The organism is Rheinheimera texasensis DSM 17496, from assembly GCF_000711985.1.
GTDB lineage: Bacteria > Pseudomonadota > Gammaproteobacteria > Enterobacterales > Alteromonadaceae > Pararheinheimera > Pararheinheimera texasensis.
Map to the genome: position 1 here is coordinate 683,096 of NZ_KL544005.1, position 13,386 is coordinate 696,481.

A 13,386-nucleotide genomic window follows, 5' to 3' on the forward strand; every position below is an offset into this window, starting at 1 on the left:
CTTAGTTAGACAATGATGAAGTTGGATCTGACTCAACAACAGTCGTTGTTACCGCAGCATCAGGACTTAGCTTCATTAGATTGTCGACGATAACTGCATCACCTTCTTGCAATCCCTTTGCGACGATCCAATCAGATCCGTTCCATTCTGCAGTCTCGACAGGAACAATGGTCGCCTTATGCTCGCGTGCAATCCATAACATATTTCCTTGTTCAGTTTGAACAACCGCAACCTGAGGAACTTTAAACACAATTGATTTACCAGCTTCGACACGGAGCTTTGCAAATTGTCCTGGCATTACCTTGTGTTCAGGGTTAGAGAATTCTGCCCGAATTTGAACAGTACCCAATTGGGGATCAACTTCAGAACTTGAAAAATTAAGTCTTCCTCCCTTGAGTAGCTCGTTTCCATCAGCAGAAACCAATTGAATATTGGTTGATTGTGTAGCTTTTAACCGATGAGCCTCACTTTCTGATACTGAAAATCGAACCCAAATCGGATCGGCTTGAGTAATGGAGGTAAGTGCTGTTTCTGAGTTTGAATTTACCAAATTGCCGACCGAAAAATAGGCTCTATCAGTAAACCCGGAAATAGGGGACGTAACGGTTGTGTAAGAAAGATTGAGCTCAGCTTCTTCAAGACTTACCTTTGCGCTATCCAAAGCAGCCTTTGCGACTTTTTCAGCAGACAAAGCATCATCATATTCTCTTTTTGAAACAGCCTTCTTTTCAGCGAGCGGTTTAAGCCTGTTGACTTCTCGAAGACTTTGTTCAAACAGATTCTGACGCTGTAAAACGTCCGCTTTTGCGTGTTTCAACGCGAGCTCAAAAGGAACTCGGTCGATCAAAAACAATGGTTTACCAGCAGCCACAATCTCACCCTCACTGAAAAGCTGCTGTTCAAGCAAACCAGATACTCTCGCCTTTACTTGTACGACGCGCGAGCCCTCCGCTTGTCCAACAACGTCTAGCACAAAGGGATGTTCAACAGGCTTTGCAATCTCAACCCCGACAGAGATCGTTGGGTTAAGACCTGCTGAAGATGGGGCACTGGACTCATCAGGCGCTTTCGTGCATCCGGCGATATTTATTAAAAGTCCAGCAGCGACTACCAAACTAATACTGCTGAGCTTGCGGATATGACCGCGTTTGTTATGTTTCATATAAATCTCGATTACTTACATGAGTGATTGATCACTCAGTTAAGAACTCCAAAAAAAGGCTAACTTTGAGTCAGCCCTTTCCACATGATTTTAAACCCGACTTGTTTGTACTTTGTGGCTTCTGCAGGGTGCGATATCACAAAATTCACAGTGACTTGTGCGAGCGCATTCATGACCGCATCAACATAAAATGTCGAAACATTTTGTTCAGTTAGAAATAGATCTGAAATATCTTTTCCGTGTAAATCAATGCAGAGCTGCATGACCCTTTCGTGTGATTCTGCAGTAATTTTCTCGGATACAGCCAATTGACTTATCGCTGAATTTTCAACTGGGTGTGCCACACCCCAATCGATATAGTTATTCCATATCGCTTCAGTTCTCTCATACAGAGTAGAAGAGGGATCAGATTTTTTGTAGATAGACTCGTTCATTAAGTTAATTAAGTATAGATAGACCTCATTAATCAACTCGTCTTTAGTCGCGTAATACCTAAACAGAGTCCCCTCAGCAACTCCCGCAAGCTTCGCGATTTTAGAAGTAGGAGCACCAAGGCCATCGCTCGCTATCGCTTGAACCGCGGCTTTTAGCAATGCAACTTGTTTATCAGTGCTTTTTGGTCTAGCCATTAATTACAACCATTAAATGAGTACTCACTCATTATAGGCTTTTATTTAGTTTTTTTCAACTCAATAAATGCGCAAAATTCAAGCAATCCACATTCGTTTTTGCTATGTCAATTGTAAACAACTCTATAAAATTTACTTATGAGCTATCAAGGGTATTGGAAATCGAAGCTCTAAAGCAGGTTGTTGATAGCAATATTCGCCATAACCTTAAAGCGGCTGGACCTACCTTTTTGTTTCTGTTTTGCCAGAGTTCCAACTGAAGCGGTAACATGGTTGCTCACTTATCGGCGATAGGCAGTGCTTTTATGAACCTCGTGTTGTTCAAGTACATGCTTTGGCCCCCATGCCCATCCAATACTATGTCCAGCCATCGACAAGACAGACAACTGAGTAATGCATCCGGTGTTGGCAAAGCAGAACATGTCCGCAGCTTCAGCCAACACACCATAGCTCAGCTTTGTTTCGGGCTCAGCGCTTCGCCTTCGAATTTTTTCATCGCGCTGAGTGTATTGGCCCAGAACAACATCGCCGTGCTGTCTTTACGAGCAGCCGCACTTTGCAGAACCTGCTGTGCCTTTTCAAAAAAATTGACTGGGGTAAGTTCGTTTTTGCTGCCTCCGCCAGTAGCGGAGTAAATCAGCGCTTTCAGTGCGCCGCTTTGTTCTTCCGTCAGTTTGCTGCCACTTTGCTCAAGCCACTGTTTCAGCTGCTTGCTGCTAATATTGGCAAAAGTCAGCGTCGTCGACGGTTTGGCCGGCACGCTGACCATCGGCGTGTCAGGTTGGGATGTGACACCATTTTTATACGTCTGCTGTTGTTTAATTTTGTCGCTGTACTGGTTTAGTAGCGCCAGTTTGCGATTTTGCTCGCGACCGCGCAATTGCTGAAAAGTGTCAAACAGGCTGCTGTCTAGTTTCATCGGTTATGTCATCCTTGTCGGTCGGGCTATCGCGAGGGATGGATTTAAAGGCCATGTATTGCAATTTGTGCGCCAAAGTGACTTACAAAATTTTGACAACCGCCCGCCACCAACTGGGTGGCAGTCGTTTAAATTGACTAGGCCAGAGGCTCCGCAACGGGTTATATCGCCAAATATATCTGCAGAAACATCGAAGGCCCGGACTGGTTCAGCATATTAACGACAGTGATACAGGGCTAGCCGCCGCAGGAGTTGAGGCTCGGGCCTATTACAGGGGATCCGTCAGTTTCAATCACTAGGCAGCGTGTAGATAACAGTCTGGTGTGGCCTGAAATGGACTTTTTTGCCGTCTATTTTAGGTGTTAATCCACCAACTATTGAGGTGGTAAATTGGACTTACGTTTTGCATTCGCCTGAATAAAAATTTAGCCCGCCTTGAACTTCGCTCCTGTAATTAATGCATCAATCAACGCGTTACACCTATCCAAAGATTCATAGCTCATTACCTTCATATGCCGGGCAAACATTGCAATCGTGGTTGGTTGACTAAAAATTTTAGTCCAGAGAAAAGCACGTGTCGGATCTGACATGATAGTCATCATATCTGCACCAAGCTTATATGCGGCGGCCAAATCTTCATCATAATCCCAACGTTCCATCACCCCCTCGCTGTAAAGCAAATCATGTATTAGCGGGATTTTGGCGTAAGACTTCATCATATAAAGTAAATCTGAAGCGTCTTTTGGCCGCACAGAGAGGTCACGCTCAATCCAGGCGACCAGTTTGAGCGCAGCCATCGCGGCTGGAGAGCATACGTCTATCAGCGTATCACTTTCGATCTGGACCTTCATTGCATGTTCATAAGCTTCTTGAAAACCCAAAATCGTCATGACGACGTCACCACTGGGTGGCCATGCAATTTCACTGCTATGTTCTTCAAAACCAAAAGGAACTATATCAATTTCCCATGGCAGGCCTTCCATGTCTGCGCGGTGAAAACGATGCCTAACCTGTTGGTCTTGCACAAACCCTTTCGCTACAAGTCCAATCGACATCTTGTGAAAATCTTCCCAAGTCCTGATCTTAATCCCAAAATCAATATCACGGGTGCCGCGTACAATTGCAGCTCCAAACCCATGGTAGAGAATGAGATCACGTGCTGTAGCGCCAACAACCAAATAAGGAATATTCAGCTCTCTCGCAAGGACATTTACATCACGGTAAATCGCGACGACGCCCTGTGGCAGTTGGTCAATGACCAAAATATCTGTCATATAGTCGCTTAGCAGTGTCAATATTGCGTGGATCTTTTGATGCCATCAGCTCCGCATAGGCCAATAGCGGATGTGCATAGCCATCATTCCCTATAAGTAGTTCTTTAGGCATCATAGGCTCCATAAAACTGATTTTATAACCAGATTCAAAATCTGTTCTCGCCTTTCGTAGCCTGAAAGTTCGGGCCATGCTATCAATCTCTTGCCTTGTGGCATAAAACATTGCTGAGCCCGGAGTCAGATAGTTCAGATAATGAGATGCTGCAATTTCACCACCGATGACAGCAGTAGAGGCGGAAAGTTGTTGTTCATCCTGCCAGAACGGTTCACTCGAAACCCAGCGCTCAGGACTGCGAAACTTACGCCAGACATCCATATATCCTGCAGTCCAACGCTGGAGCAGTTCGTCAGGCTGCAAAATGCTTGTCACTTTGGTTGATGATTTTGTCAGATACCCCTGCTGTTCCAGCTCACGCATCACTTGAGAAATCATGCCGATTGATACCGAAGTTTTCTCTGAAAACATGCGATATGACCACTTCAATGCGTCGGGCTCTTTCAAAATGGTATACATCACCACGAGAGCTTTTGCTGACAGAGCCTTTGCCATTGGCACAGACTGGCCTTTGTCATGACTCAAGTCTCCCTCCTTGTTCCCTGTCACAAATAAAAAGTGACCAGGCTGCCTGAGATAAATGTTGCCGACAGTGTCTATAAACTGAAGTTCGGCATCCCTAAATCGTTCTGCCATTTTAGGATTGATGTACTGTGCAACCAGAATAAGGTTCTGAATGGGTGACTTCCTGCTGAGTTTCATCAGCAACAGGTCTGTGTCGATATGGTTAGCCCAGCGTTTCACTTCCACCACTAGTGACACAAAGCTGTCCGCGAGATTGAGCCGAACCCTTGCGTCGTCCATATCGCTTTCAAATGCTTCGATCTGCAATCCAAGCTTGTAAGTGTCATTAGCATGACTCACTGCATATCGAAGTAAATCAGCTTCATTGTTGTGAGACATTGCACCTCCAAAACAGGAATCACGATCGTTCATTATTAATGAACATTATAGATTACTGAACGCAGGAATATCCAGACATCGTTCACGAATTAATTTTGTTCATTATTAATGAACAAATCTGCATGTAACATTGATAGTGATTAAAGGATGAATTTCACAGATAACTTTGAGACAACAAACTCTTTCATCAAAAATGCGCCGGCTAAATGACTCATTCTGCAAGTGTCATTAGCTGCGACCAGATTACTCCGGTCGAAGCTAACTGAGCATGGTGTTTATTTGCAGGCCGCAGGTTTGCTAGCACTCGTTGCCTTGTCGGTGTTCATGACCAGAACCTCGCCACAAGCGCCGTTTTCACAGACTTGCATGCCGTATTGCAGCGTATCAGGCGTCAGCGCCCCCAGCTGCACTTCGGCCTGAGTAAAGGTTCCAACGACAGCCGGAGTCGACTTATCCCACTGCTCCCCTTTTGGAATGGAGACCAACTGATAACTCACGTTATTGAGCAAAACCCCGTTCATGAACGTGACTTTAAACAGGTTGCAGAGCCGGGCCTTTTGACCAAAATGGTCCAGCAACCAGATTTGCTCACATTCGGTCTTGGAGCCAAGCGCGTGCTCGATGCGATTGAGGCCTCCGGCTTTGGCAAGACGGGCAATCCCCATCACCCCTGCGGCATTTAAACGACCGGCCCCACAAGTGTCCTTCACATCACAGCGTGCATCTCTGACTGACTCAGAGGTCAACAGCAACGCCAATTTGAGCGTGTCATCATCGACACCGGTTTCCCGTTTGACGGTTGCTAACACGCCAGAGACCACAGGCGCTGAGAACGACGTACCGCTACTGAAACAGTAGGTTGATTTCTCGTCGTTATCCTCACAGGGGACTGGTATCCAGCTGCCCTGTGCCATCACATCCACTTCTTTCCCGGTATTGGAATAGGACGCTATGGTTCCATCCGTATCCAGAGCACCCACGACAATCACACCACGGCAGTTCGCCGGGGATTTGACTCCGGTATCAGCGCCCTCATTGCCGGCAGAGACCACAATGGTGAATCCCGCCTTGATGGCTTCATCAATCGCTGTTTGCAGATACACAGGACATGACTCTGATTTACTACCCAAGCTCATGTTGATGATGCCTGGCTTGCCTGCATAAGGCGTCACGAGGTTCGAGTCCTTAAATGGCTTGCCAGCGAGGAATAGCAGCGAATTCGCCGAGTCTGACAAAAAGCCCGTACCACAGGTCATAGAACGAATAGCATGTCGGTTTACATTGTTGGTAATGCCTGCACCACCAAATTCATTGTTGGTCTTGGCGCTGGCCGTTGCAATGACCTGCAGACCGTGCGCATCACAGACATCATCCACTTCCGGGCGGACGCTAAAATCATCATTGGGTTTCTGAAACGGGCCACCCTTGGTCAAAGCAGTAGTCGTCAGGGAACGACCTGAGTGATAGGTCACCTCCTTACTGGTTTCAAATTCCGAATCGATGAAGACGAGGTCAATCGGGTCTTTGGGCTCCAAAACCGCAGGGAGACCCACCATATTCCACAGGTCAATAATTCCACTGCCCACATTCGCTTTGCTCGGGCTCGCAAAATACCGGTTCAGCTGATACGAGGTAAAATATGGGTCATTGATTTGTGTTGAATCGCTCTCAACCGTCATGTCCATGGTTTCAACCGGGCGAGCGCTTGTTATCAAATCCGCCTCAACCACACCAAATTGGCCGCTTTGAGTAAATAAGTGCGCGATGTAGCTGGCGTCATAGCCATGTGCCGGAAGTTCATGCACAGCAAAGAGCGGCTCAGTACCTGCAGCGGAATTGGCTTTCGCCTCACCAGCTGGAATACACCACTGCGTCAAACCATCTGGCGTGCTGACACAACCGGCTTGCCCCACATTCTGTGAAGTAGTTTGCGACTGGCTGATGGCCTGCTGCTGATTGAATACCAATCGCACGGTTTCATCGGCATAAGCCGGCATCAACACACCAGCAAGGCCTAACATGGACGATAGAATTGCAAAATGTTTCATAATGATAAGTCCTATTCTGCCTTGCACGTTTGCGTTTCAGGAAAAACGATAGGAGTGAGGAATGCGTAATTGGCGTTGAACTGCCACTTGCCGTCTTTGTACTGCCCGAGGCTGTTATTGCCGATAAAGCGGGACAGTTTTTTGCTGGTGCTGTCGAACAAGAGCGCGCCCAGTGCGACTTGAGGCACGACACCGTTGTTGGCGCTGACTGCGTCACTGATGACGGTATCGACAGTGCTGCCATGGGCCTGTAGTAATCCCATCAGCTCTGCAGTGGCCGCTTTTAAAGCAGTCTCTTCTGCTGCGCCACTTTGATAGCGCGCGGCATCCCCAGCATGAGACTGCAACCAGGATGTAATGGCTGCCTGCTTACCCTTGGCGTTCACTTCTTGTTGGAGGCGGTCCAGTAACGTTGATTCTGTGCCGGTATAGGCGGCGTTCGTCAGGACCGCGAGCGCAGACAGCCGACGCACCAGTTCCCGCTCGGGTTTTAGCTCCGAGAAGGCTGGAGCTGCGGCGTAGGTCTGATTGAACTCTTCAAGCAGTTTGGCGCCTGTGGCGTTTATCAATGAAAACGACTGGGTACGTTTTTGCACCTGACCTGCCGCATCGGTAAACGCCAGAGCCAATTTGAGCTCATGATTGACCCGTACCAATTCGCCAGCCGTGACCTCCAACGTGCCACCGGCATTTGTGAGTGTTGTTTTTGTGGTGATGCTTTGCTCAGTCGTGGTTGGTTCAACAGCAGCTTTGACATCCCCGCTTGCCCCGTCAAAGGTGAACTGAATAGTGGCGCTGCTGTTCTCTTTCAGTTCAATACCGCTTTCAGGAATGCTCGCCACCACGCGGTGAAACCCTGGTGAGTTCTGTAAGGAAACCGCCATCGATACGGTACTGCTGCGACCGTCCGCATCACTCACCACCAGTTGCACATTGGCCTGCTGATGACTGAACAGCTCCCCGAGCTGCAATCGCAGCGTACCGCCTGTGCTACTCATCGTTGGGGTGACGGTGAAATTGGATGGGCCGTTATGGGTTGCCGACACATTCACAGCACCCTGCGCACCGGTGATAGTCACGGGGACATCAATGGCACTGCTTTCAGGAACAGTGCTGCTACCTTGAAGCGTTACCCGCAAATCGGGTTTGGTTACCACAGGAGGCGTGGTTGCCGTGTCACCGCCACCACCTCCTCCGCAGGCTGACAATAACAGCGCCGCCGTGACCGGGACCGCTATCCGTTTAATCGCTTTGAAACGACGCCACCCTACTAAAGCCAGCAGGCCGATAGTCCACAGCGGCATCGAACCGCCACTGCTTTCGGATGATAATGGTGTCGTTGTATTGCCTGAACCGCCAGTTCCAGTGCCACCATTTCCAGTACCTCCACCGGTGCCAGGATTTGAAGGCGCAGCCTTTAACGTCGCATCCAGGATGTTGTTAAAGCCATTGCGGTCAACGTCGAAGTCGGTGGAATACACCTCGCCCGCGATGACATAACCAGAATCGGTTAACGCACCAAGTGTCAGCGACATTTTTTTACTGGATAGTGCCGCGAGGTCAAATATACAGCTCAGCACCTGCGCTTCCAGCACGCAGCCCTGCTGGTCACCCGACAGTGTCACACCCGTATATTTGGCGTCCAAACGCACTTGCGCCTGCAGCTTGTCGACGTCTGCATTCGTGTGATTTTTAAAGGTGACGTCAATGTAGGTTTTGCTCGCGGTGCTGGCATTTGTATCAAGCGTTGCCTGTGCCGACACATCAATAACCTGGCCGGTTTTGCGACACCACCCGGCATCACAGAGCATGTGTGCGGCAATCCCCATGTCCTGAACCCGGGCAGCAGCTGAATACATCAATTGCTGCGGTTGCACATCAAAGGAAATGTGACTACCGACCTGACCGTCCCAATCACCCTTGCTGGTTGGTGTGGCAAACATCTGCACGTAACCACCGCTGCTATCAACATAAGTCCCACCGGTTAATTCGGAGCGCACCGCCGCAGAAGTCCGCGGCGCGCTTAAAGTGCCACCTGCGAGGAACCGGTTGCCACTTTTGCCGGCCGCCTCCCGGCCATCCAAATCCAACTGCTCGTAGCTGACCAGCGAATTGTCTGTATTTCGGTACCATAGCAAAGGCGTCATGTGGCTGTTATGCGACATCCGGGCAGGAATACAGGACCCCAAACAGGAGTTTTCTGCAAAGCCGTACAGGTGAATGAGTTCGTGATACACAATCGAGGTCAGGATTGGCTGACCGCTGCTTGGCGCGATGGCGGACTGTATATTTTGTGGGTTTGCCAGGAACTGCGTTTCGGCGTGAGGCTCTCCCGGGATAAAGCCGACGTCAAAGCCATTGAGTCCCGAGAGTAAAGTGATGGGATACCACTGACCGAGCTTCGCGAATCCATTTTTATCCTGGTTTCTGGAAGTGACTTCGGTAAATGCAGGCCCCATGGTCAACGCATCGTAACCCGCATTCGTTTGAAACATCACACTCCAATTCAGTGGCGCCGCGTTATGAAACTGCAGTGCTACTGCCCGCGCCACATGCTCAATGGTGCTTTTACGAAAAGCCCCCACCGTCGTCTGAGTACCATCAGAGAGCGTCAGTTGCGTCGTATCATTCACGCCGATGCCGGCTCCGTCTTTGTATTGAATATTCAGCGGTGCATGCGTCGCAGTGACACCCTCTGAAAGCGCCCCTGCACTGAACGCCAATGAACCACACAGCATACTCTGCGTGACCAAGTTCCTGTTCCACATCGTTCTCTGTACTCCTTTTGCCTACACCAGAAAATCAAAAATTGTGCGACTCAAACAGAAAGGCCCCCTTACAAATGCAGCACGCGCATGACTCTGCAGGTAACCTTTCGCAAACTTGATTCGAATTAGTTTTGTAACCAGGGATTGGGTTCTTCAGCAGGTGGATCCAGAGTGATCTCGCTTTCTGGGGTCCCGGTAAAACTGTTTGTGCGGATCGCTTTTTGAACCGCATCTTTGGCAAGTTGCGTTAACTTGGGGTCGATGAAATAACCATGAATATTTCGGACGATGATGGCGCACCAAATACCGGCCATAAAAACCAGGAAGCCAGCCAAGAACTCGCTAGCAAAAGCCACAAATACTCCGACGATCAGGGCTAAAAAGCCTGTGGCGTAAAATGGCAGCCCTTTAGAGGCGAAGGCTCTTGCGATGCCTGCGTTGTTAAAAATGACATACTGATCCGTGTCGATGTTTAAATAACCGACGTAGCCGGAGAGTCCGTCCTCGCTCTCGCCACGCAGTAAGACCAGTCGATGCCCCTCCCGAGCCTTCACCTCCTTGTCATGCAGAGTGATTTGGCTCTCGGTGCCGTCTAATTTTTTTATCCAAAACTCCTGAACAGTGCTCGTTTGAGAATGCACTCTGACAGGGTCATGACGAGTTCCACGACCTGTTGAATACACACTGGTTTCTGCATGTTTGCTGCTTTCCAGTAGCACTCCTTCGACCAAACTTACTGATAGATCCATCTTTCACCCCACAGCTAATTTCAAGTTTGATGAGCGAAGACGACATGCTGAGGTACTTTCCAACTCCCCCTGCGATTCAACGCTAAAAGCAAACATGATGGCAAATTTATCGATTTTCGATAATATTGATCAAAAGGATATGTTTTTCAACCATGAAGAGCATATTCAATGAACGCTATCGACAGCTGATCGGCTGGATGATCGCGGAGCGGAAGTTCAAAAAGGTTACTCAGCTAGAATTAGCGGAGAAGCTTGGCTATCCCAATTCAACTTACATTTCCAAAATTGAACAGTTCGAGCGCCGGATGGATATTTTAGAATTCGTTAACATATGCGAGAAAATCGGAATCAACCCGCATGACGGATTATCGATACTCTTAAAAGGCAGCTCGCAAAACAAGGCGTAACAAGACGCATGGGCTCTTTTCCTACCCAATACGCAGCACTAACCAAAAGCTCGACTAGCAAATACACTCCTGCCTGCCTGCATGCATATGCTAACTAGTTCAGTAACGCCACAGGTCCAATTGCGATCTTAATGCTGGTTAGGGTGCGGCTCAAACGCACTTTGTGTCAGTCGCCAACGGTTGCAGCCGAATAGCTGCTTTTTACTAACAACTGACTTCCGTTATTGCCTATTCAAATCGACAATATTGAAGATCCTTATGTCAATACGAAATTTCCAAAATAGATTGGTAAAAATTAGTCATATCGAATAATCGTGTGGAATTAAAATATTTTCGTGGCTTCCAAAGTTGTTTCTGAGCTTGCAACAAAAATTGGCTCCTGTTAGCGTCTTTATAGCAACTGAAGGTACGGATTTGATGTAAAAGGAATAGTCTTTATGAACGACAAATTGTTGATTATCGGTGCCGGCGTAGATCGTACACAAGGTATTGATTTTCCACTTGCCAATACTTTGTTAGCTGATGTGTCCAGATATCTTGAGGGGCCAGGCAAATCCGTTGATGTGTCACTGCGAAAAATGTTACCAGGGCTGAAATTCAGCTTCAACAACATGATTGCCCGTGCAGTGGACAGGATTGCAACTCGCGAAACTCATGAGCAAAAAGCAATGGTGCAGCGTGTTCGAGATGCTATTGCTAACCTGCCACAGGATCAAGATACAGTTCGTAAGCATGGTGAGCTCATTATCCGTCTGTTTGAGAAGCTTGCCACCATTGCCGAACACAGTTATCTGGATGAAGAGACGGAAGCGCTGATTCGTGTCGTGTTTCCAAAAGATGCTGAAGATCTGATTGATAGTGATTCAATTTTGGATATTCATAAACTATCACTTTCGGATACATTTAAAACTGTACTGAAGCGTACGCTCAAGTTAGGGCTAAGCGGTGAGCACCATGCAGTAGCGAGTGCACTCGGTGCCGATATGTTGAATATCGAAACCTTACTTGTGGAGAAGTTTCTTGGCTTTTATAACGAGAAGCCATCTGATATTAAAAACTATATCTACATTTCATGGGCACTCTGGGCGTATTTGGTTGCCAAACAAAAAGAAGTCATGTCGACGGTAGAAGACGCCAATATGCCATTTTATGGAAAACTTCCAAATAATGTTCGGGCATTGACGCTGAACTATACTGCCTTTTTACAAAATCAACTTGGTGCTGATCAAGTCATTTACTTCCATGGTGGGTTAGCGGAATACGTCCGAATGGATACTCGTGATTTGTTGCCTGTGGAAGATATACTTAAATGCGACCCTGCTGAGTTCATTCGAGAGATTGTCGCACCAAATGTTGACGTGACTCATGAAGACATACGGCTGCAGCGCCATGTAATTCCAGCATTGGTGCCACCACTGCGCTTGAAGCCCATACTTTCCCATAGATACATTGAACTATGGTCACAGGCATCACAGTGGGTTAATGATGCAAAACATATTGTTGTAGTTGGATACTCCTTCAACAATGCTGATGAGCACTTCAACGATATACTTCGCAGCCATCCAGATAGAAATGTCGATATTATTGTTCCAGAAGCCGGAAGTGAATATTTCAAGAATCGGATAGAGAAGGTTTTCAACATTCCTGCATCACAGTTCAATACAGTCAAAGTTAATGGGCATACAGCTTTGCAGGCCAGAAAAATCCGTCTTATTGCAGCTAAGGCTTCAGAAGTTGACGTGTCAGCATTGTTTAGCTCTATAGCGAAATAAAAAAAGGGAAAGAACCTGCATTGGCCTTTCTCAAGCACTCAACGGTAAAGAACAGGACAACAACGGCGGCTGCATAATGCCCAAAGTCAAACGCTTTCCCATACATTAGTTTTGGGCATTCAGTCCACTTTTCGCAAGGACATCCTATGGACAAACGCGTATTCACCGAGATTGAGACCGCAGCTTATTTGGGCATGAGCCGCTCATATCTGCGCCAGTCCCGTATGGAGGGGAATCGGGACAATCGTACACCTGCCCCACCCTTTATCCGGATTGGGCGCTCGATTCGGTATCTAAAAGAAGATTTAGACATATGGCTGGATGCGTTGCCTAAGCATCAGCAACTAAATCAAACGACCAAAGGTATGACAACCAAGTATAATGCCAACTGCGACAACATAAACGACGAAAACACAATCATGTTGTACAAGCTCAACAATAATTAATTGAATTTATAACTCAGTTCCAGAGCAAATTTACCAGAAGTTGCCAATCCGGGTAGCCCGTTGTTGCAGCTAACTTACAACTTTAATCAAAATTCCATTCTAATAGCTGTGCTTTAACTATCGATATCTAAAATTCGGAATAACTGTTTCAGAAGGTGGCTTTGCGCCATTTCCAGACAAAGAGATTGGCAGTT

General features: G+C 47.5%; 11 protein-coding genes. 3 read left to right on the plus strand and 8 right to left on the minus strand.

Going from position 1 to position 13,386, the window contains the following annotated elements; genetic code table 11:
* Nucleotide 1: 1 nt before the first annotated feature.
* The 8 genes from Q399_RS0113550 to Q399_RS0113595 all read right to left on the minus strand — a co-directional run bounded on the left by Q399_RS0113550 (nt 2) and on the right by Q399_RS0113595 (nt 10,567).
* Complete coding sequence (locus Q399_RS0113550; RefSeq protein ID WP_084164323.1) at nt 2-1,162, minus strand: efflux RND transporter periplasmic adaptor subunit; 1,161 nt, start codon at nt 1,160-1,162, stop codon at nt 2-4.
* Between the two features lie 59 nt (nt 1,163-1,221).
* On the minus strand, nt 1,222-1,791 hold the full coding sequence (locus Q399_RS0113555; protein WP_031569296.1) for a TetR/AcrR family transcriptional regulator: 570 nt from the start codon (nt 1,789-1,791) through the stop codon (nt 1,222-1,224).
* A 451-nt stretch (nt 1,792-2,242) separates the two neighbouring features.
* A complete protein-coding gene (locus Q399_RS0113560; RefSeq protein ID WP_031569298.1) occupies nt 2,243-2,710 on the minus strand; it encodes a hypothetical protein in 468 nt (155 codons plus the stop codon).
* Nucleotides 2,711-3,135: 425 nt separating this feature from the next.
* Complete coding sequence (locus Q399_RS0113565) at nt 3,136-3,984, minus strand: nucleotidyl transferase AbiEii/AbiGii toxin family protein (protein ID WP_031569300.1); 849 nt, start codon at nt 3,982-3,984, stop codon at nt 3,136-3,138.
* Entirely contained in the window at nt 3,962-5,035 is a 1,074-nt protein-coding gene (locus Q399_RS0113570) for a type IV toxin-antitoxin system AbiEi family antitoxin (RefSeq protein ID WP_084164325.1), read from the minus strand. Before Q399_RS0113570 ends, Q399_RS0113565 begins: the two co-directional genes overlap by 23 nt.
* Before the next feature lie 242 nt (nt 5,036-5,277).
* The gene (locus tag Q399_RS21635) at nt 5,278-7,050 is read right to left on the minus strand and encodes a S8 family serine peptidase (protein WP_051685990.1); all 1,773 of its coding nucleotides are present in this window, start codon (nt 7,048-7,050) and stop codon (nt 5,278-5,280) included.
* A gap of 11 nt (nt 7,051-7,061) precedes the next feature.
* Entirely contained in the window at nt 7,062-9,818 is a 2,757-nt protein-coding gene (locus Q399_RS21640) for a GlyGly-CTERM sorting domain-containing protein (protein WP_157836308.1), read from the minus strand.
* Between the two features lie 125 nt (nt 9,819-9,943).
* Complete coding sequence (locus Q399_RS0113595; RefSeq protein ID WP_031569305.1) at nt 9,944-10,567, minus strand: hypothetical protein; 624 nt, start codon at nt 10,565-10,567, stop codon at nt 9,944-9,946.
* Nucleotides 10,568-10,719: 152 nt separating this feature from the next.
* Between Q399_RS0113595 and Q399_RS0113600 the strand changes: the two genes are divergently transcribed.
* The 3 genes from Q399_RS0113600 (at nt 10,720) to Q399_RS22260 (ending at nt 13,192) form a co-directional block, all read left to right on the plus strand.
* Nucleotides 10,720-10,974: a helix-turn-helix domain-containing protein gene (locus tag Q399_RS0113600; protein ID WP_031569306.1), complete on the plus strand. Its 255-nt coding sequence runs from the start codon at nt 10,720-10,722 to the stop codon at nt 10,972-10,974.
* Nucleotides 10,975-11,411: 437 nt separating this feature from the next.
* Complete coding sequence (locus tag Q399_RS0113605) at nt 11,412-12,746, plus strand: hypothetical protein (protein ID WP_031569309.1); 1,335 nt, start codon at nt 11,412-11,414, stop codon at nt 12,744-12,746.
* 146 nt (nt 12,747-12,892) lie between these two features.
* The gene (locus tag Q399_RS22260; protein ID WP_211253333.1) at nt 12,893-13,192 is read left to right on the plus strand and encodes a helix-turn-helix transcriptional regulator; all 300 of its coding nucleotides are present in this window, start codon (nt 12,893-12,895) and stop codon (nt 13,190-13,192) included.
* Nucleotides 13,193-13,386 lie beyond the last annotated feature (194 nt).